This is a genomic window from Clostridium transplantifaecale (assembly GCF_900626075.1).
GTDB lineage: Bacteria > Bacillota > Clostridia > Lachnospirales > Lachnospiraceae > Otoolea > Otoolea transplantifaecalis.
In genome coordinates, this window is sequence record NZ_UYZY01000007.1 from 241,156 (window position 1) to 264,787 (window position 23,632).

Consider the following 23,632-nt stretch of genomic DNA (forward strand, 5'->3'; position numbering starts at 1 on the left):
TTTTCCCGCTATTCACTGCAGCCGCCCATCTCATAAAGAAGGGCAATCATATGTTTGATGGATTCTTTATAATCCAGGAGGCGTATGTTTTCATCCGGGGCATGGTGGTTTCCGTCGGTATTTCCGGGGCCGGCCCCAACGATAGGCATCTGGGGCCACGCGCGGTGGAAATAGATGGCAGGGCCTCCGCCGAGCTGTGTCGGTTCAATGACCATGGGCTCCCGGTATACCTTTGCGGCCGCACGGATGAGCTGGTCTTTGAACGGGATATCGACCGGCGTGCGGACCGGGGTGTTCACTCCGCGGGCTGATATTATGATATCGGAGAAGCCGCGGCGGTCCAGGTGTTCCCGGAATTGGCGCTCCACCTTTTTCGGATCCTGGTTGGCGACAAGATAAAAGGAGACCCTGGCCGAGGCCTTGTGCGGTACAATCCCGCGGATTCCGTTGTACATTTCCCCGGCCTCCAGGCCGCATATGGAAACGGAAGGTTCCATATAAATCTGTTTTTTTAACTGAAGGCCTGTGGCATCCCTGAGAAAGGAGCCGAGCTTCATCTTATTCTTTAAATCATCCTCATCGTAGGGAAATGATTCCAGAATTTTTTCATCGTCTGTGGTGACGGGGAGCACGTCTTCATAAAATCCGTCGATGGCAATCCGCTCGTCCTCATTTTTCAGGCTGGCGAGGGCCCAGACAAGACGCCAGGAGGCGCTGGGGATTACGGTTCCCATTCTGGCATGGACATCCTTTGCCGACGTCTCCACGGACAAATCAAAACTGATGCTGCCGCGCACGCCGAATCTGGCCCACGGACGTCCTTTGCTGTCTTTGCGCCCGTTTTCCCACAGGCAGGCATCGGCTTTCGTGAGTTCCTTAAAAAGTTCCGGCTGCCGGGCTGTAAACTTACCCAGGGAAGGGCTGCTGGTTTCCTCATCTCCCTCGAAAAAGAATTTCACATTGACCGGAAGCTTCCCCGTGACTGCAAGAACGGCCTGAACGGCCTGTATGCGGGACAGAAGAGGCCCTTTATTGTCGGAAACTCCCCTGGCGTACATGACTTCGTCACGGATTTCAGGAATAAAGGGGGAGGAGCTCCAAAGTTCCTTCTTTCCTTCCTGGACAACGTCATAATGGTTATAAAAGAGCAGGGTGGGGAGCGGATTCCCGGCGGTGTTGACTTGCATTGAGCTTCCCTCCTGCGGTATTTCCCGTATTTTCCGTGATGTTCCGGCTATACAGGCAGATATGACGGCATTTCCTCCCTCAACCGGATGACATCTGTGGGGAATGTTTAAGCGGCCTAATTTATTTAAAATCCATTCCCTTGTCTGCGAAAGACCCTGTTCATCCCCGGCTGCACTGCGGTAGGAACAGAGTTCTACAAGTTCTTCCACCATTTCCCCAAAATGCTGATCAACATAGTCAAAAATTTCCTGCATCATGTTTTCCATAACGACCTCCATAAAACCTTCCTGTACTGGATATAATAACAGTACTGTTCACTTTCACTGCGCCTCATTATAGTAAATAAACGGCCTGTGATCGATAGGATTCATTACAGTGTAACAAATGTTACAGTGATACCGCGGGAATTTTAATACAGAGGCGGCAGAAACCGCAGAAACGCCGTCGGACCAGGAGGGCGTCCGGCGGCATTCAGCAGTCTGTTATATGGTCTTTACTAATCTGTATCCTCTTATTTACCACCCGGAGGAAACCTTCCTGGGCGAGCTCGCTTACGAAGCGGCTGACCGTCACACGGTTGCTTCCGATGATGGAGGCAATGTCTCTATGGTAATAATCATGGGACAGGGGATACCATTCGCCGTCCGCGCTGGAGGACGGATCAGACAGCATGATAAACAGCTTTTTGAGGCGGTCTTTGGTGCGTTCCAGTATGACGCTTTCCAGCTCCCTCTGCAGATATGCCCTTTTGGCGCTGATGCTGTTAATCAGGGCGTTGCGGAACACGGGGTTTTCGATCAGCGTCCGATAGACGTTCCGGTCAATCCGGTACAGGGTCAGCGGCGTCCGGGCCCAGGAGTAGCGCTCCGCGATTCTTATATCGGCGCCGTCACTGAACAGGCCTTCTGCGAGAAACCAGCCGTCCGTCAATATGTAGGAAAGCTTCTCCTGCCCGTCTCCGTTGAACATCGTATGGGCGCTCTGGCCTGCATACAGGTAGGAGATTTCCCGAAGGATGTCGCCCGGTTTCACATAGTAGGTTCCCTGCGGGATATCCTCTCGTCTGGCATATCGTTCTATCAGGAGCTTCAGTTCTTCATTTTCCCGGGGTTCAAAATTCACACAATATTCTCTATCCACATCGTTACCTCGAAATTCGTCTGTCTACGGTATCTGCCGATTCTAAGCTGTCGTTTGTCTTATTGGAAATTTTATCATTGAATAGACGGTCCGTCAAGAAACGGCTCGGGGAAGTGGTGTAACAAAAGTTACACTGTTACAAATTTTGTTGAGATACTTCGGGCATATCTGATATAGTTTTCGCTATCAAAAGCAAAGGAGAAGAGGGGAAGATGAGTAACGAGACGAAAAAAAAATTCCAAATTCCGCATGTGTTTGTCATTCTGGTGATGCTTGTGGTAATCGTTACGGCGATGACGTATTTTGTGCCGGCAGGGGAGTATGCCAGGATTGAAAATGCCGCTACGGGAAAGAAGATGGTAGATCCGGGATCATTTGCCTGGGTAGCGCAGAATCCAATCAGTTTCTTAAAGATACCCAACTATATTGTGAAGGCTCTGTCGGGTTCCAGTCTGATTTGGATGACTATTTTCAGCGCGGCTTCAATTGAAGTGCTGCTGGCTACGGGAGCGTTTGACGCGGCTATCAACAGGATGATCCACAAATACAAGAACAGCGAAAAAATGCTTTTAATTGTCACGATTGCTGTATTTGGGATTTACGGGATGAGGCAGAATCCGGTGGGCATGGTGGGATTTATACCGATTCTCGTGCTGTTCTGCCGTATGTGCGGCTATGATGCGATTGTGGCATCCGCTATCATAATCCTGGCAGCGGGAGGCAGCCAGAGCATTGGCCCCGTGGCCCCGGCAACGACGGCAATTGCCCAGGGATTTGCAGACCTCCCAATTTTTTCGGGAATTGGATACCGCCTTTTACTGTGTGCGGCGCTCCTCGTGGTCAACGGGTATTTCATCGTGTCATACGCCATGAAGGTTAAGAAAAATCCGAAGGACAGTATCATATTCGAGATAGAGGAAGAAGCCAGAAAGGGCGGCTACGACTTAAGCATTGACAGGGAACAGACGATTTCCAGGCGCCAAATCGCGGTGCTTCTTGTGTTTCTGGCAAGCACGGCGCTCCAGGTATACGGCGGAATCAAACTCGGATGGGGGAATACGGAGACGGCGGTACAGTTTGTGTGGCTTGCGGTAATCGGCGGCCTTGCCGGCGGATTGTCTCCCAGCGATATTTCAAAGAAATTCAGCAAAGGGGCTGCTAAAATGATGACTGCGGCCATCATGATCGGCATTGCAACGGCAATCTCCAGTATCCTGACGGAGGGTAAAATTATCGATACGATAGTCAATGCGATTGCGGGAGTGCTGATGGCATGCCCGGCATTCCTTCAGGGTCCGCTGATGTTCTTTGCCAACCTGATTATCAATGTATTTATTCCGTCCGGTTCGGGACAGGCGGCGGCCGTGATGCCTCTGATGACCCCGGTGGCGGATCTGATCGGCATGACGAGGCAGTCTGTTGTACTGGCATTTAATTTCGGAGACGGCCTGGGTAATTATATCCTGCCGATGTCGTCCGCACTGATGGCCAATCTGATGGCTGCGGGCGTTCCTTACGACAAATGGATGAAATTCATGGGCAGGATTTTTGCCGCCTGGATTGTCATATCATGTGTGGGTATGGTAATCGCCCAGGTAATCCACTACGGTCCATTCTGATGGAGAGTATAAGATGAAACAGACAGAGACAGAACTGTTAAATGAAATCAGCAGAGATAATATGCTGGAAACGGTGGGACGGTTTAATGAGCTGTTCCGTTACAGCGGCACGGAGGACGGAGAAAAAGCGGCCGGCTACCTGAAAGAGAAGCTGGACTGTTACGGTGTTCCGTATGAGCTTTGTGAATATGAGGGATTCTTCAGTACCCCCTTGTCCGCAGAGGTGACGGTGGAGGGAAAACAATACCGTCTTGTTGGCGATGTGTACAGTGAGGAGGCCGACGGACTGTCCGGCGAGTTGTATTACGACTTTCCGTGCAGGGAGAAAAAACGGTCGCAAAGGCAGGAACATGAACGTTTCAGGGCATTTTTCGGCAAAATCGTCCTGACCTGGGATGGAAAGGGTGATTTTGCAAGAAAAGCCCTGGATGCCGGAGCGCTGGCGGTCCTACATATCTGCGGCACGAAAGGCGGCTATATCCATCACAGCAATATCGGAAGTGTCTGGGGAATGCCGGGGCTTGATGAAGCTGTTTATATGCGTTTTCTTCCGTCGGCCGGAATCAGCCGTGAGGACGGGGAGGAATTAATCGGGATTCTGGCAGAAGGAAAACGGGAAGCCGTTCTCTCGGTTAAGATGGACACCGGAATCAGGAAGAGTACGATGGTTATTGCCGACATACCCGGGAAAAGTGAAAATTTTGTCCTGGTGTCGGGGCACTATGATTCCTGGTATGAGGGAATTACGGATAATGCCGTCAGCGATGCGATTCTTCTGGAGTATGCACGGATTCTGAATAAACGACGCGGCCTCCTGCGCCGCGGAATCAGGATTGCCTGGTGGTCGGGCCATTCCGACGGACGTTTTTCCGGTTCCGCCTGGTACTGCGACAGCCATTACAGCCAGCTTAAAAAGCGCTGCGTAGCCCATGTCAACCTGGATTTGACAGGATGCAGAAATGCGGAGCAAATCGTGGCGCGCACTGCCGGTACGGAGGGACTTGATTTTACCGGAAAACTGATTGAGAAATACACGGGAAAACGGCCCGACGCCTACGTTCCGATGATACGCGGCGCGGACCAGTCCTTCTGGGGAGCCGATATCCCCATCACGATTATGTTAAAGTATGAGCCGGAAAAAGACAGGCGTCTGTCGGACTGCCCCAGCGGAGGCCCGTGGTGGCACACACCGGAGGACACGCTCGATAAGCTGGATGAGACAATCATGATGCGTGATGCCGGAATCAATCTGGAACTGATCAAAGCCATTGAGGGGGCTGAGATCCTGCCGGTCAACATCCCGGAATTCACCCGGGATATGGACGAACGGCTGAACCGGATTCTGGCTTCATTGACAAAAGACTTTGACGGCCGTGAAATCAGAGAAGTATGGCAGAGAGCCAAAGAGAGCCTGACTGCATTTGAGGGAATGACAGAAAAGGGTCTGGCAGAAGATTTAGATATAAAGACGGTTGTGGGGAAGGCGCTCCACCTGTTTTACTGCAGGAAAGACGCCTATACCCACGACTGCGGATGCCCGTTCGGGGTATTTGCCGATATAGCGCAGTTTGGAGGAATTACCAGGGATAACACAGAGAGAGCGTATTATCTGATGGCCTTAACTGACTTTATGCGGTACAAAAACCGGCTGTGCAATGGATTGGAAGAGATGATAACATATATAGAAGGAATGACCCTGCGCAGATAGAGGCGCGCCGGGGATTGCCAACGGACAGGGAACTTTGCCGGAGCAGGAGTAGGATTCTGCTCCGGTAAAGTTCCTTTTTTGGGTTTGGTTGAGATGAGAGGACGCCTCTGTAAGACGGCGGACGGGGGGAGGTTGGATGGATGAGTCTTCAGTCCCGGCGGGAAGTTGTGGTGAGGGGGAATCCAGGAGAAAAAATTCCTACGGGGACTCGCTCCCGCTTGTGGAATGCGCAACGGGTGCTAGATTCGAAAATACCTCATCAAGCACCGGCGGATTCCAATGTCCCCTTCGGAAAGTTTTCTCCTTCCTTCCCGGGGCAGGTTGTCGACGGGACTGAAAACTCAGTGAAGGTTGTCGCCCTGTCCGTCGTCTTCAGAGGTTGATTGTCTCTTTCGTCAAGCAGTGCGGAGGGAGGTCTTATCGCGGTCACTATGTAGTCGTGAATCTTTTACCTTGAGGTATTTCGGGCTGTATTCAGAGATAATATAAAGTAATATTTTACGATTGATTAAAAATTAAGTGGTTATTTAAGGATAGGTCAGGTGCTAAAGCTCAAACTAACCAATTTAATACCAAATAGGAGGCATTCTCCTGGTATTCGAGAAAAGTAGTGGCAGCGATAATACCTCCCCCTTTGAAGGAATAAGAACAAATCAGCGGCCGCAGGCCGGGGTTCATATAATGTACCCATAAGTGTGGACACGGAACGAAGTGGGGGCCCCATCTTTTAGACATCCCCCACATCCCATTCCCCTTATCGTGGACACACCTTATGGAAAGACAGGAGGGACGTATCTGACCTGGATGATGGCCGCACATCCTTTTCCTTTCGACACATTCCGCCGCCTATGGTATTCTTAAGCAAGAACAGGAGGAATCCCATGATTAAAAATCTTTTCACCGCTGAGCAGGTTTTGGTGCTGCGTGAAAACCCTTTCACCTACCGGGTGGACCAGGCCAGGTTAGCTTTTACCAAGGAATTCAAGGAACTCTTTTATTCGGAGTATCAGGCGGGGATGCCCCCTCGGCAGATCCTCGAGAAATACGGCTACGATCCCGCCGTCCTCGGCCAGCGCAGGGTATGGGGCATCTCCGGCCATATCCGAGAGCAGTACAACAAATATGGCGGTTTCCACGATGGGAGTGTCTCTTCCAGCAGGGCAAATCCCGCCTCTTCGGACTCTGGTATGCCTGTATCGGGAAAAGAGGAACTCAAACAGCTCCGGCACGAGGTTGATTACCTGAAACAGGAAGTTGCCTTTTTAAAAAAAATTTCCTCCATCCGAACCACAAGGAAGTAGGTGCATGGCTAATGAACGATTCTTCCTGTGTCTTCGAAATCATCAGTAACACCCTGCAGCAAAGCGGAAATGTCCTTTCAGTGAAAGAACTCTGTTCCACCGCCGGTGTTTCCAGGAGCGGTTATTATGCCTGGCTGAAAGCGGCCCCGGCCAGAGAACTTCAGGAACAGAAGGACCGTGCGGATTTTGAGCGGATCCTGGCGGCTTACGGGCTCCACGGTTACACCAAAGGGGCCAGAGGGATCTACATGGCCCTGCTCCATATGACCCCGCCGGCCGTCATGAACCTGAAAAAGATCCGGAGGCTGATGGATAAGTTTAAGCTTTCCTGCCCGCACCGGGGCCCCAACCCTTATAAAAGGATGGCAAGGGCCCTGAAAACCAGCCATGTCGCTGATAACCTGCTAAAGCGGGAGTTCGACTGCTATGGGCCCAGGATGGTCCTGTTAACCGATATCACTTACCTGCCCTATAACGGGACCTTTGCTTATTTATCAACGGTCCTGGACGCCTTCACCCGGCAAATCCTTTCGTATGTGCTGAGTGAATCCCTGGAAGTGGATTTTGTCCTTGAAACGGTGAAGCAGCTGGTTAAAAACCATGGGCTTTCCCTTCATGAGGAAACCATTGTCCACAGTGACCAGGGCTGCCATTATACCAGCTACCGATTTATCCGCATCCTTTCCGACAAGAAGCTGCGCCAGTCCATGTCACGCCGGGGCAACTGCTGGGACAATGCCCCACAGGAAAGTTTCTTTGGCCATATGAAAGACCACATCCGGGCGAAACTGGCTGGATGCGGGACTTTTCGCGAAGTACAGTCCATCATTGATGACTATATGGAGTATTACAATAACCGGCGTTACCAGTGGCATCTTGCAAAGCTTGCCCCCAATGAGTTTTACCACTTTATCACCACCGGAGAATATCCACTGGATATTCCCAACGTACCGGCACTTCCGGCGATTGCCCGGAAACCGGAGGAACTTGGTGCCAGTGCGGGCCCCTCCCGTACCGAGAGTCACCCAATCATATAGAATACCATGGCAGGGGAGAGCGTGTGTCTAAGAATCAGGATACACTTTGGGCCGATTATCCAACCGGGGGGATTCCCTCTGTTTCAGTGTCCATGATCAAGGCTACACGGAAGGAAGGGTGTCTGAAAAAACGGGTCCCCCACTTCATAAAGTGTCCTTGACAAAGGGGACAGTTCATCAGGATGGCAAAAACCTTCGCGTCTTCAGTCCCGTCGGCAACCTGCCCGGGGAAGGAAGGAGAAAACTTTCCGAAGGGGACATTGGAATCCGCCGGTGCTTGCTGAGGTTTCTTACGAAGCTAGCATCCGTTGCGCATTCCACAAGCGGGAGCGAGTCCCCGTAGGAATTTTTTCTCCTGGATTCCCCACCCGCGATAACCTAAAACCCGGGACTGAAGACTCATAGCTTCCTTCTCACCACCCCGCCCCCCGACCTGACGGCGGCGTTCTCATTTTTCACCCGCCATCACGTCATATCATCCCTCAGCGCCTCAATAATATTCTCCTTCCGAATCTTCCCCGTAGCATACAACATGGTAATAAATATCACGATGAATACGCCAAGCACGCTGACCGCGATACTGTCCCAGGGGAAAATATACCGGATTTCCCCGCCCCCGAGTACCATCCCCTTGTAAATCAGCCAGGATAGAACACCCGAGATCGGCAGCCCGAACAGCAGTGTTTTTATGCCGTAAAGGGCACACTCGAAACGCATCATCCGGTTAAAAGAGCGGTCGGACAGGCCCACGGAGCGGAGCATAGCCAGTTCCCGTCTTCTCAGCCTGATGTTGGTGGAAATCGTATTGAACACATTGGCCGTTCCAATCAGCGAGATCATGATAACAAACACAACGGTGAACAGATTTACAATAAATATGATATTGCGGTTTTCCTCCAGCACGGCATGGAGGTTGAACAGGTTGTAGGTGGAGGTAATGCCGGATCCGTCGATCATGGTCTGCATCTGTGCGGCAGACAGTCCGGGCGTTTTGGACCAGAAGGTGAAGGCCTGCCGTTGTGACGCACCCGGAAGGTCAAACTGCGGTTTCATCCCGTAAGGGGCAACTACCATTAAAACGTAGTCCCTTTTTGCGGGCGGATCGAGGGGCGGCGGATCCAGCGGGTAGGTGTCGGCAAAAAATGTATGGATTGTCCGGGCCGCTTCCCCGGATTCGTTGCGGATTGTGAAATCCATGGTTTTATTTTTGAAAATATCAATATTACCCGGCCTTTTTCCCACAATGATCATAGTTCCATCCTGTCCGCCGGAATTTGATGCAGGCAGGCCGAGGCTTTCAAGAAAGTCCTTATAGATGTCCTCCTCGATAAACTGGACATCCATGAACAGGTTCACCGTTTGGCAGTCCGGGTCTAACCCCTGTGATTCCAGGTAATAGTCACGGAATTCAGCTGTAAAATCACCCGTGTCCACCCTGCAGGAATAGGTTGAGACCGTCTGATGGGTGCTTTTGCAGACGCCATCTGCGGTTTTCATTTCACCGTATAGACGGAGCAGTTCATTTTCGTCCGTATCCTTTGTATAAAACACAATATCCCCGTCCATTTCCACAGCCGACTGATTCGCAACCCCGCTTAAATTCATTGCAAAGGAGCTTGTCGATACAAACAGTACGACGCTTAAGGTGAGCGACAGGACAATGCTGCGGTAACGCCCCTTGTTCCGCTTGAAATTTTTTAGTGCAAGAGTTCCTTCAAGGCCGTATATTTTTCCCGCGAATTTTGGCGTCTTCACGGCTCCCGGATCGACTTTTATCTCATTGGTCTGGCTGATGCATTCCATCACGGGGGTGCGTGCGGCTTTCCTTGCCGGAATATAAGCCGATATGAGAATCGTAATCATGCTGATGACCGCGGCGGCGCAGATTGCGGGTATAGAAATACACAGGGTCAAAGGAACGCTGTCATACATGACGGCTCTAAAATTCCCGGCCACCAGGGAAATCACAAACTGGATGCCGGGTATGCCGATCAGGATACCGATCGGTATACCAATTGCGCCGATTACCAGTCCCTCAAATAAAACGGAACTGCGAAGCTGTTTTTCCGTGGCTCCGACCGACATGAGAATTCCAAACTGGTGCGTGCGCTCGTTGAGTGAGATATGAAATGAATTATAAATGAGAAATACGGATCCTGTCATAACCAGAGCGATTAAAATGGCGCCGGTTGAATAGAGCAGAGTATTAAACATGGTGTCGTCCGAGATTCCCATAAAACGGAGCACATCGTCGTTCAGAACATAAGACAGCCCTCCGGCTGCACCGTCTGTGTAGGCGCGGACACTGCGAGGCTTTTTCAGTGTGACAAAGGCGCTCAGGCTATTCCCGGGATCTGCTGAATCTGCTCTTGTTATCAGGGTATATCCGGGGGCGGAACGCTCTTCGAATGCGGGTCTCTGGAAGATTCCGACGACCTTATAGGTCTGGACTGCCTCATGGGTCAGCGTTTCCTCACCGGGACGGTAAGGATCGTGCTGGCTGAGAGTGAGATTTCCCGTCTGCCGGGTTCCGACCGGCACGATAAGGGTGTCGCCGATCGAAATCTTTACGCCTCCGTTTGCGGCAACATGCGCCGGAACCAGGATTTCATTGCTGTTTTCCGGCAGCCGGCCCGAGAGGAGATGGATGTGAATCATATCAAAGGTTTCACGGTTGAAACCCGCTATAAATAAATACGGTTTGTCGGGATTGATTCCGCCGTCCAGCGCTGTGTAGCCGATATTTTCAAAAAATGAGGCATTTTTAATCCGGCTGTCTGCGGCCTGCCCCTGCACGAAAGAGGAGTCGGCGCCGTAAAACTCAACGTGCCAGTCCCCGGTTTTTTCGATGGCTCCGTTAATCAGATAAGTCTGCAGTGACACGGAAAAGGTTGCAACCGCCGTAATCAGGGCGGCCGACAGGGCCACTCCGGCTATTGTCACAAGCGTTCTTGCGCGGTTCTTCCTCAGTCCCTGCAATGCTGTTTTATTAAAAATATTCATGAGCTCCCCACCTGCCTCTCATCCCGGACCACCCTGCCGTCTGAGATGGTGATAATGCGGTCCGCCTGCAGGGCGATATTCTCATCGTGGGTGACGATAATCAGGGTCTGACGGTACTTTTTGTGGCTCTCCTTCAGCAGATGGATGATTTCTTTGCCGTTGCGGCTGTCCAGGCTGCCCGTCGGTTCATCCGCCAGCATGACGGCCGGTGCGTTCATCAGGGCGCGGCCGATGGCGGCACGCTGCTGCTGTCCGCCGGAAAGCTGGTTGGGCAGATGGTTCTTCCTATCCTGAAGCCCCAAAAGATCAAGCAGATCATTTAAACGCTCCTCATTCACCTTTCTCCGGTCCATCAGAATAGGCAGGGTAATATTTTCCACCACATTCAGGGTGGGAATGAGATTATGGAACTGGTAAATCAGCCCCACCTGCCTCCGGCGGAACACGGCGAGCTTTTCATTGCTTTTTGCATATACGTCCTGTCCGTCCAGAAATATTTTACCGTCCGTCGGCACATCCACACCGGCAATTGCATGAAGAAGCGTGGATTTACCGGAGCCGGAAGACCCGATGATGGCGGTGAATTCTCCTTTACCAATCGTAAGATTCACATGGTCAAGGGCGGTTACCTGGTTTTCTCCCCTGCCGTAAACCTTGCATAAATTTTCAACCTTTAAAAAATCCATTCTGTGCTCCTCCTTTCCTTTATCTGTATTATAGAACATCTGGCTTACTTTTGCGTGACTTTCAGGTGAGAGATCCGTCACTTTATGGTGCGGAACAAAAGGCGGGTGAAAAATCTTGCGGGACATCACCTGTGAACAGAAGCATAATCCCACATTTAAACCGGAAAAAAATGGCGCGATTTTACATCCGGAAACTGTATGATATGATATAATATCTGAAGAAGAATATGATAAAATTGTTAAGAATGTATCAAATATAACCGGGAATCCGCATTTGGCATTTCACTAAAGATAGAAAAATGAAGACTGATACCAATGAAAAATTATGCAATATGCACAAATGGAAAAATGCGGATTTTTGCGGATTTTCAACATCTTCCACTCACTGAATAAAGGAGAATCATTTATGCTAAAAAACGAACGCCTTAAATTTATTGTTAACAAGATTCGCGAGCAGCAGAACGTACGTGTCAAAGATTTGAAAGAATATTTCCAGGTTTCCGATGAAACCATCCGGAGAGATCTGATGGAGCTTGAAAAGCAGGGGCTGCTGCGCTGCGTCCACGGCGGCGCGGTGTATGATTCCTTTACGGCTAATGAATATGAGGTGGAGGTGCGCATCAATAATAACCCGATGGAGAAAGAGGCGATCTGCAGAGAGGCGGCGGAGCTGGTGCAGGACGGCCAGTCCCTGGCGATTCTGGCCTCCACGACGACTCTGCCGCTCGGGAAGTATCTGGCGGCTAAAAACAACCTGACCGTTGTGACGAACTCCATCCAGCTTGGAAACCAGATATCTTCCAATATGAGTAACCACGTCATACTCACTGCCGGCAATATCTGGCATAACCAGCAGAAGACAATGGGGGAACTGACGGCATACTGTTTCCGCAGATACCGGGTGGACAAGGCGTTTTTCAGCGTTTCCGGAGTCTCACCGTCCGACGGGCTCACGGAGTATACGGAGGAGGAGAGTGAACTTCTGCGGGCGGCAATCGAGATGAGCCGCGAGAGAATTCTTTTAAATGACTCCACAAAGTTCGGAGTGGTGGCATTCTGCCGGTTTGCCGGAATTGAGGCCGTACATCAGATGATAACGGACTGGCATATTACAAAAAAAGAGCTGTCCTATTATACATCCATGGGAATCAAGGTTTACTGCGCGGCGAAATGATCAGGGACACAGTGTTCGCTCCCTCGTGAACAGTAACCCGCCCCTGTTTGGAATTTTGTGGTTTTATTGAAATATGGCCACACAATAGAGAGAAAATAGTTAAAAATATCCCGTCTGTTAAAACATTTGCATGAGTTGACAGACGGTTTTCTTTGTGCTAATTTAAGCCTGTGAACAGGACAGACAACGTGTCCTTGGAAAAAAGATACATGGAAGATATGAGGAGGGGATGAAATAATGCAGGCGGATGTTGTGATTATTGGTGCAGGCGCGACGGGTTCTGCCATCGCAAGGGAGCTTTCCCGCTACGAGTTAAATGTCATTCTGGTTGAGCGGAATGAGGATGTGGGCGGATACGCATCGAAGTGTAACAGCGCGACACTGTGCAGCGGACACGATGCGGAGCCGGGGTCCCTGGAGGCGAGACTTACATCGGCTTCCAACCGGGCTTACGACCAGGTCTGTAAAGATCTGGATGTGGAGATGAAGCGGCTGGGTATGATTTATGTGGCCCATGATGAAAAAGAGCTGGAGCAGCTTAAGGCGATCAGGAAGAAAGCCATCCTGAACGGCGAGTACAATGTGGAAATGCTTTCGGGAGAAAAGGTTCATCAGATGGAGCCTTCCCTGAACCCGGATATTGTCGGCGGCCTGCTGGTGCCGAACGAGGCGATTGTGGATGTGATGGAGCTGCTGTTTGCCTTTGTCGAGAATGCGATGGATAACGGGGTTAAGGTTATGCTTGGCACAACCGTTTCCCGGATCAATGTGGACCCGGAAACGCATGCCGTAAAATCGGTGGTGACCGATAAGGGAGAGATTGAATGCCGGTTTGCAATTAATGCCGCGGCAATCTATGCGGATAAGCTGGCACAGTCGGTCGGTTTCTGTGATTATTACAATTATCCCCGCACAGGGCAGTTTTTCGTTCTTGATAAGAATTTACCATACAAACCGGAACATATCATCGTTCCCCTTCCCACACCGGTGAGCCGCGGCCGTCTTTTGACGCCTACCATACACGGGAACCTCCTGGTGGGGCCATCGGCGGATAACATGAGTGACCGGGAGTGCACCAAGACAGATAAAGAGACCATGGACAGCATTGTCTCGGACTGCCGGAAGATGATACCGGCCGTGAGCCCGTTTGATTCCGTGACGCAGTTCTGCGGCGTGCGCCCTGCGATTTACCCGAAAAAGGACTGGAGAATCCGCACGGTAGACGGATGTAAGGGATACATAGAAGCGGTTGGAATTAACCAGGGAATCAGCGCGGCGCCGGGGGTTGCCAAATATGTGGGCGAACTGCTGGATGATGAAGGTCTTGAAATGACGGAGAAGAAAAACTGGATTTCCGAAAGAAAGGCAATCAGACGCTTTGCCTCGATGACCGAGGAGGAACGGGACGAGGCAATCCGGAAGAACCCCAGTTATGGAAATATTATCTGCCGCTGTGAGACGGTCACGGAGGGAGAGATTGTGGAGGCGATCCATAAAGGACCGGGGGCGAGGAGCGTAGACGCTATCAAGCGCAGGCTGCGCGCCGGAATGGGACGCTGCCAGGGCGGCTTCTGCGGACCGCGTGTTGTGGAAATTCTTGCGCGTGAGCTTGCGGTAACCGAGGAAGAAATCTGCAAGAATGAGCCGGGTTCAGAAATGCTGGTTCGCGTAAACAGAAAGTGAGGATGACAGGATGAATGAGAGATATGTGGACGTAGCTGTCATTGGAGCGGGACCCGCGGGCCTGGCGGCAGCGGCGGCAGCGAAAAAAGAAGGCGCAGAGAAAGTAGTTCTGATTGAGCGCGATTTCCGTCCGGGCGGAATTCTGGAGCAGTGCATCCATACCGGATTCGGACTTAAATATTTCGGTGAAGAGCTGGCAGGGCCTGAATACGCGGAGCGTTTTATAAAGGTCTGTGATGAGCTCGGCATTGAGATGATGTTAAACACGATGGTTTTAAGCATCGACGGACCGAACCATCTGATCCATGCGGCGAATAAATCGGGGGCCGTACTGGTGGAGGCGGGAGCGATTATCCTCTCCATGGGCTGCCGGGAGCGCACAAGGGCGCAGATTGTAATTCCTGGTTCCCGTCCCGCAGGCGTTTATACGGCGGGAACGGCACAGCGCTTCTGCAATGTGCAGAACCATATTGTAGGTAATGAAATCGTGATTGTCGGTTCCGGTGATATCGGAATGATCATGGCCCGCAGGATGACGTTAGAGGGCGCGAAAGTGAAGGCGGTTATTGAAGTGATGCCTTACCTGGCGGGACTCACCAGAAACAGGGTACAGTGCCTGGATGATTTTGGAATTCCGCTCTATTTAAGCCATACCATCGTTGATATCGACGGAAAGCGCCGTGTAAAAGGCGTGACGGTGGCAAAGGTGGATGAAAAGAAACAGCCGGTACCCGGAACGGAGTTTAAGATTGACTGCGATACCGTACTCCTGTCGGTTGGACTGATACCGGAAAATGAGGTGTCGAAGACGGCCGGCGTGGCCCTTGACCGCGTGACAAACGGCCCGGTAGTAGATAACACGATGATGACGAATATACCCGGAATCTTTGCCTGTGGTAATGTGGTCCATGTCAATGATCTGGTGGACAATGTGTCCACGGAAAGTGAACTGGCCGGTACTTATGCGGCCCGCTATGCGGCCGGACAGAGCGGAGAAGGCGGGACGGTGATACCTGTCAAACCGGGAAATCTGGTGCGGTACATGGTTCCGCAGTCCGTCAAACCGGATAAGACGGAGAAGGAAGTAAAGATGTATTTCCGTGTGCTGGCTCCGACGAAGCAGGTAACGATCGAAGCGTCCTGCGGAGATAAGGTTCTCTATAAGGCCAGAAAAGCATTTGTAAATCCGGGGGAAATTGAGCAGATCAGGATACCGGCCGAAAAACTTTCCGGTTTGACGCAAGGGGAAATCATTGTGAATGTCACAAAGGAGGAGGTGAAGGCATGATCGAAAAAGAAGTAATCTGTGTCATCTGTCCGTCCAGCTGCCATGTCACCGTAAAAGGAGACGGGAAAACAGTCAGTGAGATAAGCGGTTACACCTGTAAACGAGGGAAGGACTATGCGGAGGCGGAGTATATCTCGCCGATGCGGACTCTGGCCACCACCGTGAAGGCGGAGGGGTACAGCTGCCCGATCATCGCGGTCCGCTCCAATAAACCGATGCCGAAGGAAAAGATATTCGACGCAATGGCCGAGATTCAGAAAGCAGTGGCAACCCCGCCGTTCTATGTGGGGAAAACAGTGATTGAAAATATTCTGGACACAGGGGTGGACATCGTGCTGTCTAATCAGTAAAAGCGTCCGGGGTTAAAAGCAATAGATGAGAAGGTATAAAACACGAAAAGGAAAGGGTGTGCGCCAATATGAGACATGTAGCGGAATTTGTACAGGGTTTACTGCAGGAAAATTATGATTTGGGGGAAATCACAGAGGTAGAGCCGATTAAGGCGGGGGATACGAACAACAGCTTTTTCGCTATTGCCAATAAAGACGGGGAAAAGAAAAAATGGTATGTGCGCCAGTACAACACGGCCGAACAGGAGCAGGATATCATTTATGAACATGCATTTGAGAAATATTATTCGGCTAATGTAAACGGCGCGATGCAGACCATGACTCCGGTGGTAAACCGCACCGGTAAAACGTGGCTGGTGGCGGAGTTTGAAGGCCAGAGCAACTTCTATGCGGTATTTAACACCATCAGCGGACTGGAGCCGTATTCCTGGGAGTACAACGAGATGCCGCAGGAAGCCAAGGATTCCTGCGCCGAGATATGCGCCAGGTTCCAGTCATGGGCATACGGTTTTGTGGGACCGGAGGGCAGCGGAAGAAGTGAACCGGAGTTAGAGGAGCAGTTTAAAGTATGGAAGCAGGATCTTCCGGCCGCACAGGCGGAGAAGAAACAGAATCCGAAGGTATTTAAGCGTTTTACGGATTATTTTGAAAAAGAGATTCCGTATCTCATCGATACCATTGATTTCTGTGACAGCGAGCTTGCAAAGTGCAGGGAACAGCTTAAAAAGTGCATCTGCCATAAGGATTTGAATCCCGGTAACGTCATGTTTGATAAAAATGACAAAATCATTGCGGTGTTCGATCTGGACTGGGTTAACACGGATTACAGGCTTTATGATCTGGGATGGATGAGTTATCAGGCGCTGGCGTCCTGGGATACGGCATCCTTCGGAGATGTGGCTGTGGAGAAAATCGGCAGATTCATTTCCATCTACAACCAGACCATGAAAGAGACGGGCTGCGAACTCGGGGAACTGAACGGCGCGGAGCGGATGTTCTATCCGGTCATGATGATTATCGGGGCGGTCAAGGTTATTATGGACTTCACCTGCTATGAAAACCACGAGTCGGAAGTGCACAGAATGTTCGTCAACACATGGAGGTTTGTGGAGAGCGTTCACTTTATGCGGGAGCATCTGGACGAGATCCGGGCGGCTGTTGCAGAGTAAGGATCAGAACGATTAACTAATAATACGGTATGGAAATCAGGAGGAAAAAGAATGGATATCAGGGCGATTCATGAAGTATTAACTATTGCTAAGAGACTGGATGACAAGGGACTGTGTAATGCATTTGAGGGAAATGTATCGGTAAAAAGAGACGGATTCCTTTATATTACGCCATCGGGCAAGAATAAAGCAACGCTTACGGAGGAGATGATCGCCGTATTTGACGAGGAGGGAAACCAGGTGTCCGGCATTTTCCCGGCGTCCTCAGAGCTTAAAATGCACACGGCCGTTTATAAGATGAGGGATAATATAGGAGGCGTAGTACATGCACATACACCGTTCCTGACCGCCTATGCGCTCTGTGCAAAACCGTTTGAATCTTTTGCCCATGCCGAAATGCTCTGGGATCACAAGAAAGTGGAAGTGGTGCCTTACGGAAGGCCGGGTTCCGATGATATCTATAAGGGAGCGGAAACGATTTTCCAGAAAGGAAGAGACATCTGCCTGTTGGCCAACCACGGGGTGTTGTCTGTGGGAACCACGGTATTCGACGCGATGAATAAGCTGGAGTCGGTGGAGAACGCATGTAAAATCTGTACCCTGGCCAAATTGATCGGGGAGCCGGCGGATCTTCCGAAAGAGGAGATTGAAACGCTGTTAAGCCTGTAACTGTGAGGATGCATAATAGGAGAAGGAAATGAATTCAGCACTGATGTTTGGAATCTGCCTTGCGGCGGCCCTCTTTCTGCAGACATGGGGAAGTCTGGCGCAGTATAAACGGGTCACCAGGGACTATCAGGAAATCAGAAAACGCAACGCAGTTGTTTCCGTGGGCAAGAGTACATACAGGGGCATGAACAGAACGGCTGTGCTTGGCTTTAATTCCTCGGGGATTCTTAACGAGGCGTATATTTTATCCGGTATAACGGTTTTTGCAAAGCTTAAGCAGTTATCCGGCCATGACGGGGAGCATTATTCCGCCGTCAAAGACTACTATAGCAAAGACAAACGGATGGCCTGCGTCGTACAGGCCGTCCGGTATATGGAGGGGTCATATGATTGAAAAATTAGCTGCCGCGGCGGCAAGCTTCATCGGGATATTTAATGCCGGAGGCTCTTATTTTCTGGATCTGGTTGCGGGAATTATTCCAACCTTGCTGGTCCTTTTAACGTTTATCAACCTTTTAATCCGCCTGGTCGGAGAGGAGCGTATCACAAATTTCCTTAGAAAATGTACGAAATACGCGATTACAAGATATACCATTTACCCGCTGCTGGCCCAGATTTTCTTAACGGATCCCATGTGCCATACCATGAACCGGTTTGTGGAGGAAAAATACAAGATTGCTCTGTATGACTGCGAAATGACGATTCTCCATCCGCTGACCGGCCTGTTTCCTCATGTATGTCCGGCCGAGCTGTTCATCTTTATGGGAATTGCAAGTGGTATTACGGAACTCGGGTTCGACAAAAATATCCTGGCAATCTGGTATATTGCCGTCGGCATCGTACTGTGCCTGATCAGGGGTATTGTTACGGAAAAAATGTTTGCTGTGATGCAGGGAAGAAAGAATAAGAAGGGAGGCCAGGTCCATGAATAAATTATTGGATATCATTGCGAATATAGGCGCAGCGGTAGGAAGCGTCGTTGAGAAAATTATGGATTCTGCTAAAGATGCCGTGAAAATGGTTCTTGAGACAGTGCTCCCGTTTATGGTATTTATCAGTCTGATTGTCGGAATCGTAAATTATACGGGCGTTGGAAACTGGCTGGCCGGACTGATTGCTCCGGTTATGTCAAACCTTCCTAGTATGATGGTTATGAGCTTTGTCTGTGTTCTGCCGTTCCTGGCTCCGATTCTTGCGCCGGCCGCCGCGGTTGGCCAGGTTGCCAGTATTTTGATCGGCACGCAGATCGCGGCAGGGGTAATTTCTCCGGTCTACGCGCTTCCGGCCCTGTTTGCAATCAACGCGCACGTTGGCTCGGACTTTATTCCGGTCGGCCTGTCGCTTGCCGAGGCAAAAGATGAGACGGTGGAAATGGCGGTTCCCGCATTTCTGTTCAGCCGTATGATTACCGGACCGATTTCCGTTTTACTCGCATATTTTGTCAGCGTTTCAGTCGGAATGTTCGGATGATGCCTTCAGCTGGCAGTGATTTGTGGCAGTGAGTTGTAACTAAAATGATTTGGCCGCAGCTGCGGCTCTGATACAGGAGAGAGAATGATGTTTACAGTAAATAATTACACCCCAACGAGGGTAATCTTTGGCGCAGGCAGGTTAAAAGAACTGGCAGAGGTGGAACTGCCGGGGAAAAAGGCGCTGATCTGCGTGACGGAAGACGGTCTGATGGAAAAACTGGGGATTCAGCAGAGGGTGCTTGAACTTCTTGCAAAGAACCATACTGAGGCCGTTGTCTTTGATAAGGTGACGCCCAACCCGACCAAGGCCGGCGTGGAGGCTGCGACGGCTCTTGCAAAAGCGGAAGGCTGCGATTTCCTCATCGGCCTCGGCGGCGGCAGCAGCGTGGATACGGCGAAGGCAGCCGCAATTATGATGGCAAATGAGGGCGATCTGTGGGATTATGCCTACACGGGAACGGGAGGCAGGAAGGAGATTAAGGTTGCGGCTCCGGTTGTAACCATCTCGACTACGGCAGGTACCGGCACAGAGACCGATCCCTACTGTGTCATCACAAGAACCGATACGAATGAAAAACTTGATTTTGCAGTGGATGCAATTTTCCCGGTGATTTCCGTCATTGATCCGGAACTGATGGTAACGCTGCCGAGAAGCCTGACGCTGTATCAGGGCTTTGATGCGCTGTTCCATTTATCGGAATGTTATATCACCAATAACCATGAAAACAGGCTGGTGGATATCTATTCCGAGGACGGAATCAGGGCGGTTGCAAAATGGCTCCCGATTGTGGCAAAAGACGGATCGAACCTGGAAGGACGCGTCAATATGTCCTATGCGGCTAATATTCTGGCCGGTTATACACAGTCCCTCATCAACTGCACCTCCCATCATATCACGGGCCAGACCATGGGCGGTTTATTTCCCAATGTAGCCCACGGCGCCAGCCTGATTCTGATTGCAGAGGAATATTATAAACGCGTTTGCCGGTATTTCCCGGAGCTGTTTGACGAGATGGGAGAATTCATGGGAGTGAAAGCGGATCCGGAGCATCCGGGAGCAGGCTTTGTCACGGCGCTTACCGGACTGCTGCACGTAACCGGAATGGATTGCCTGACCATGAGTGAATTCGGAATCAGGAAGGAAGACTGCAAAAAGATCGCGGATATGACCGTCAATAATACAGGCATTGCCGATATGGACCGGTATCCGGAGGCTCTGACGGCGGAGGATATCGAAGGAATTCTGGAGAGATCTTATAAGTGAAAATAGTCGGAAGACAATAAAAAGGGATAAAATCATTCAACTGATTTCATCCCTTTTTATTGTGAACGCCATAAGGTCCGCAGAGCGCGCCTTATATCGTCTTTGCATCATGCAAAAATTAGTTGTTAACTGTAACGTTAACTGCCTGTAATCCACGAGCGCCTTCAGTAACTTCGAAGGATACGGACTGGCCGTCTTCTAATGTTTTGTAACCGTCCATTGCAAGTCCGGAGAAGTGAACGAAAATATCGTTGCCCTGCTCATCGCTGATGAAGCCATATCCCTTCTGAGAGTTAAACCATTTTACTGTACCTTTATTCATGAAAGATACCTCCTGTTAAAATATTATATTTCTTTATAAAACAAAATTCACATATCCTTGTAAATCAACAAACCGATTTACAACAAATATGTGAAATCTAAGCTTTATGAAAAATACTCATTCAATATAGCACGCAAAATCGAGTTTGTCAAGATTTATAAGCGGTTCAAATTACTTTTTATTCAGTTTTTTTCAGTTTTTGTGAAAATAGGCCGGAAAGTCCTGCGGCGGAAGGGAATTATACCGCTCAAGCGGCCCCTCAGGCGGATAATTACGCCCGGGGGATATCACAATATTCTGATAAAGTCAACTATGTTAAATAAATGATAAAATTGCACAATTGTATTTTTTAAGGTACAATAGAGGAAACGCAACTGTTGATTTAAGAAAACAAAATAGGGGGAAGTGTTTATGGCAAATGAAAAGAAAAAGTTACCGCTGGCTTTCTGGATTTTCACAGGTCTTCTGTTAGGTATCTTAGCCGGAATCGGGTTGATGAAGACGCCCGAGATCGCGGTAAAATACATCAAGCCCTTTGGTACGCTGTTCCTGAATCTTGTCAAATTTATTGTCGTTCCGATTGTCCTCTTCTCCATCATGTCCGGCGTGATCGCCATGAAAGACATACGCAAGGTGGGCAGCATCGGAGTCAAGACGATCGTCTATTACATGTGCACGACGGCGGTTGCGGTAGTGATTGGCCTTGTACTTGCCAATCTGTTCAAGGGAAGCTTTAAAGCGATTTCCGTGACGGAGCTTGAGTATACCGCGAAAGAGGCGCCCAGCTTCATTGAAACCCTGGTCAATATTTTCCCAAGCAATATCATAGGCCCCATGTCGGAGGCAAACATGCTTCAGGTCATTGTGATTGCCCTGTTCTTTGGTTTCGGCGTTATCTCGGTGGGGGAAAAGGGAAAACCGTTCGCCGATTTTGTGGAGAGCGCCAATACCGTTTCGATGGTGATTATGGAAACGATCATCAAATTCAGCCCCATCGGCGTATTCTGCCTGATCACGCCTGTGGTGGCCGAGAACGGCCCCAACATACTGGGAAACCTGCTGGCGGTCCTTTTGGTGGCCTATGCCGGATATATCATTCACATGGTTGTGGTATACTCCGCAACGGTGAGTATGCTCGGTAAAATGAGTCCTCTCCGCTTTTTCAGCGGCATGGCGCCTGCAATGATTATGGCTTTTTCAAGCGCTTCCTCGGTGGGGACGCTGCCTCTGAATCTGGAGTGTGTGGAGAAGATGGGGGGCAGGAGAGATGTGGCCAGCTTTGTGCTTCCGTTAGGCGCTACGATTAACATGGACGGAACCGCTATTTATCAGGGGGTATGCGCGATTTTTATCGCGGCCTGTTTCCGGGTGGATCTGACGCTGGGACAGCAGCTTACGATTATCCTGACCGCCACGCTGGCGTCAATCGGCACCGCGGGAGTTCCGGGAGCCGGTATGATTATGCTGGCGATGGTTCTTCAGAGCGTTAACCTTCCGATTGAGGGAATTGCCCTTGTGGCCGGAATTGACCGGATTTTTGATATGGGCAGGACAACCGTCAATATTACGGGCGACGCAGCCTGTGCCCTGATTGTATCCAGACTGGAAGAGAAGAAGGAAGCGCGCAGGGCGGGATGAAATCAATTGGAAGGATGAGGTGTCCCTTTCTTTGCTGCGGCAAAACAGACCGGCGCGGGGCCTCCGCCCAGCACGGCGTGCTCCGTCACGGTAAACCCGTGTCCTGACAGGAACTTTATGAATTCCTGTTCATCCCACTTATAATAAGACTGGAAGCCTGTCATGTTTACCAGATGCATCCTGAAACGGGAACGTGTTTTTCCGCCGTGAATGAAGGTGGGGGCAAAGAGCAGGCCTCCCGGCTTCAGTACGCGGTGTATCTCGGACAGGACCTGCTCCGGATGGGGCATGATATGGAGGGCGTTGGAGATGACGGCAGCGTCGAATGTCTGGGGCGCATAAGGCAGAGAATTTGCATCCTGTACGGTAAAGTGCAGGCGGGAAGAACCCGCCTGCTTTTTTGCGCGCTCAATCATCTGTTCCGAGAAGTCGGTGGCCTCCCAAAGACGCACGCGGCAGGAGAGCGGGAAGGAGAGCTGACCCGTGCCGCAGGCCACCTCCAGTACGTTCATATCCCGATTAAGGTATGGAGCGATACGGCCGCAGATACTCCGGTAGAGCGCGGAATGGCTCCTTGCGAAAAAGGTGTAGAACCGTGACATATGTTTCCAGTAATTTTTATCATTGTGATGTTTCATCGGTATGCCTCCTGCCGGACGGTCCGGCAAAACGATCATGGATACGCGCCGGATACTGTTATTTTTCAAGAGTTAGTTTCTGCTAACAAAAATCATAGCACAGGACGGAGGGAATTACAAGGCTGGGGCGGCATCAGGAAATATATGGCGCAGTTGTCAGAAGCAATCGCCCATGTTAGAATAAATGATGTACCGTCCGTGTCGTTTGAGAAGAGGAGGATATCTAACATTATGATGTACGCCCCATTTATCAGAGAAAGAAATGACGGTGAAGAACCGGGAA

Annotated in this window: 21 protein-coding genes; 15 read left to right on the forward strand and 6 right to left on the reverse strand. The window is 50.5% G+C overall.

Going from position 1 to position 23,632, the window contains the following annotated elements; all coding sequences use genetic code 11:
* Positions 1-8 precede the first annotated feature (8 nt).
* Together EJL91_RS22250 and EJL91_RS22255 are read right to left on the reverse strand one after the other, a co-directional pair.
* On the reverse strand, positions 9-1,454 hold the full coding sequence (locus EJL91_RS22250) for a M20/M25/M40 family metallo-hydrolase (RefSeq protein ID WP_164516922.1): 1,446 nt from the start codon (positions 1,452-1,454) through the stop codon (positions 9-11).
* A gap of 205 nt (positions 1,455-1,659) precedes the next feature.
* Entirely contained in the window at positions 1,660-2,310 is a 651-nt protein-coding gene (locus tag EJL91_RS22255; RefSeq protein WP_125144153.1) for a Crp/Fnr family transcriptional regulator, read from the reverse strand.
* A 230-nt stretch (positions 2,311-2,540) separates the two neighbouring features.
* On the opposite strand from EJL91_RS22255, the gene EJL91_RS22260 reads away from it, so the two are divergent.
* The 4 genes from EJL91_RS22260 to EJL91_RS22275 all read left to right on the forward strand — a co-directional run bounded on the left by EJL91_RS22260 (position 2,541) and on the right by EJL91_RS22275 (position 7,993).
* Positions 2,541-3,947: a YfcC family protein gene (locus EJL91_RS22260; RefSeq protein ID WP_125144154.1), complete on the forward strand. Its 1,407-nt coding sequence runs from the start codon at positions 2,541-2,543 to the stop codon at positions 3,945-3,947.
* 13 nt (positions 3,948-3,960) lie between these two features.
* Positions 3,961-5,655, forward strand: coding sequence for a M28 family metallopeptidase (locus EJL91_RS22265; protein ID WP_125144155.1), 1,695 nt, complete (start codon positions 3,961-3,963; stop codon positions 5,653-5,655).
* 881 nt (positions 5,656-6,536) lie between these two features.
* Complete coding sequence (locus EJL91_RS22270; protein ID WP_125144156.1) at positions 6,537-6,956, forward strand: HTH domain-containing protein; 420 nt, start codon at positions 6,537-6,539, stop codon at positions 6,954-6,956.
* A gap of 11 nt (positions 6,957-6,967) precedes the next feature.
* Complete coding sequence (locus tag EJL91_RS22275) at positions 6,968-7,993, forward strand: IS3 family transposase (RefSeq protein WP_125144157.1); 1,026 nt, start codon at positions 6,968-6,970, stop codon at positions 7,991-7,993.
* A gap of 465 nt (positions 7,994-8,458) precedes the next feature.
* Here the strand turns inward: EJL91_RS22275 and EJL91_RS22280 are convergent, their stop codons facing one another.
* Both EJL91_RS22280 and EJL91_RS22285 read right to left on the reverse strand, forming a co-directional pair.
* Entirely contained in the window at positions 8,459-10,996 is a 2,538-nt protein-coding gene (locus tag EJL91_RS22280; protein WP_125144158.1) for an ABC transporter permease, read from the reverse strand.
* On the reverse strand, positions 10,993-11,682 hold the full coding sequence (locus EJL91_RS22285) for an ABC transporter ATP-binding protein (RefSeq protein WP_125144159.1): 690 nt from the start codon (positions 11,680-11,682) through the stop codon (positions 10,993-10,995). Before EJL91_RS22285 ends, EJL91_RS22280 begins: the two co-directional genes overlap by 4 nt.
* Before the next feature lie 406 nt (positions 11,683-12,088).
* Here EJL91_RS22285 and EJL91_RS22290 point away from each other — a divergent pair, with 406 nt between their 5' ends.
* The 10 genes from EJL91_RS22290 (at position 12,089) to EJL91_RS22335 (ending at position 20,751) form a co-directional block, all read left to right on the forward strand.
* Complete coding sequence (locus tag EJL91_RS22290; protein ID WP_164516923.1) at positions 12,089-12,856, forward strand: DeoR/GlpR family DNA-binding transcription regulator; 768 nt, start codon at positions 12,089-12,091, stop codon at positions 12,854-12,856.
* Between the two features lie 237 nt (positions 12,857-13,093).
* Positions 13,094-14,539: an NAD(P)/FAD-dependent oxidoreductase gene (locus EJL91_RS22295; RefSeq protein WP_125144161.1), complete on the forward strand. Its 1,446-nt coding sequence runs from the start codon at positions 13,094-13,096 to the stop codon at positions 14,537-14,539.
* 10 nt (positions 14,540-14,549) lie between these two features.
* Positions 14,550-15,827, forward strand: a complete 1,278-nt coding sequence (locus tag EJL91_RS22300; RefSeq protein ID WP_125144162.1) for an NAD(P)/FAD-dependent oxidoreductase — start codon at positions 14,550-14,552, stop codon at positions 15,825-15,827.
* Positions 15,824-16,177, forward strand: a complete 354-nt coding sequence (locus EJL91_RS22305) for a DUF1667 domain-containing protein (protein ID WP_125144163.1) — start codon at positions 15,824-15,826, stop codon at positions 16,175-16,177. Before EJL91_RS22300 ends, EJL91_RS22305 begins: the two co-directional genes overlap by 4 nt.
* 68 nt (positions 16,178-16,245) lie before the next feature.
* Complete coding sequence (locus EJL91_RS22310; RefSeq protein WP_125144164.1) at positions 16,246-17,346, forward strand: phosphotransferase enzyme family protein; 1,101 nt, start codon at positions 16,246-16,248, stop codon at positions 17,344-17,346.
* 51 nt (positions 17,347-17,397) lie between these two features.
* Positions 17,398-18,015, forward strand: a complete 618-nt coding sequence (locus EJL91_RS22315) for a class II aldolase/adducin family protein (protein WP_125144165.1) — start codon at positions 17,398-17,400, stop codon at positions 18,013-18,015.
* Positions 18,016-18,043: 28 nt separating this feature from the next.
* The gene (locus EJL91_RS22320) at positions 18,044-18,409 is read left to right on the forward strand and encodes a transcriptional regulator GutM (RefSeq protein ID WP_125144166.1); all 366 of its coding nucleotides are present in this window, start codon (positions 18,044-18,046) and stop codon (positions 18,407-18,409) included.
* Positions 18,402-18,947: a PTS glucitol/sorbitol transporter subunit IIC gene (srlA, locus tag EJL91_RS22325; RefSeq protein WP_243125530.1), complete on the forward strand. Its 546-nt coding sequence runs from the start codon at positions 18,402-18,404 to the stop codon at positions 18,945-18,947. The genes EJL91_RS22320 and srlA overlap by 8 nt, the downstream gene beginning before the upstream one ends.
* Positions 18,940-19,485: a PTS glucitol/sorbitol transporter subunit IIB gene (locus EJL91_RS22330; protein WP_125144167.1), complete on the forward strand. Its 546-nt coding sequence runs from the start codon at positions 18,940-18,942 to the stop codon at positions 19,483-19,485. The genes srlA and EJL91_RS22330 overlap by 8 nt, the downstream gene beginning before the upstream one ends.
* 84 nt (positions 19,486-19,569) lie before the next feature.
* Positions 19,570-20,751: an iron-containing alcohol dehydrogenase gene (locus EJL91_RS22335; protein ID WP_125144168.1), complete on the forward strand. Its 1,182-nt coding sequence runs from the start codon at positions 19,570-19,572 to the stop codon at positions 20,749-20,751.
* A 118-nt stretch (positions 20,752-20,869) separates the two neighbouring features.
* Here the strand turns inward: EJL91_RS22335 and EJL91_RS22340 are convergent, their stop codons facing one another.
* On the reverse strand, positions 20,870-21,073 hold the full coding sequence (locus EJL91_RS22340; protein ID WP_003498636.1) for a cold-shock protein: 204 nt from the start codon (positions 21,071-21,073) through the stop codon (positions 20,870-20,872).
* Between the two features lie 411 nt (positions 21,074-21,484).
* Here EJL91_RS22340 and EJL91_RS22345 point away from each other — a divergent pair, with 411 nt between their 5' ends.
* The gene (locus EJL91_RS22345) at positions 21,485-22,711 is read left to right on the forward strand and encodes a dicarboxylate/amino acid:cation symporter (RefSeq protein ID WP_125144169.1); all 1,227 of its coding nucleotides are present in this window, start codon (positions 21,485-21,487) and stop codon (positions 22,709-22,711) included.
* A 2-nt stretch (positions 22,712-22,713) separates the two neighbouring features.
* On the opposite strand, the gene EJL91_RS22350 is transcribed toward EJL91_RS22345, so the two are convergent.
* Positions 22,714-23,349 (reverse strand): class I SAM-dependent methyltransferase, encoded by a 636-nt coding sequence (locus EJL91_RS22350; RefSeq protein WP_125144170.1) that lies wholly within the window; start codon positions 23,347-23,349, stop codon positions 22,714-22,716.
* Positions 23,350-23,632 lie beyond the last annotated feature (283 nt).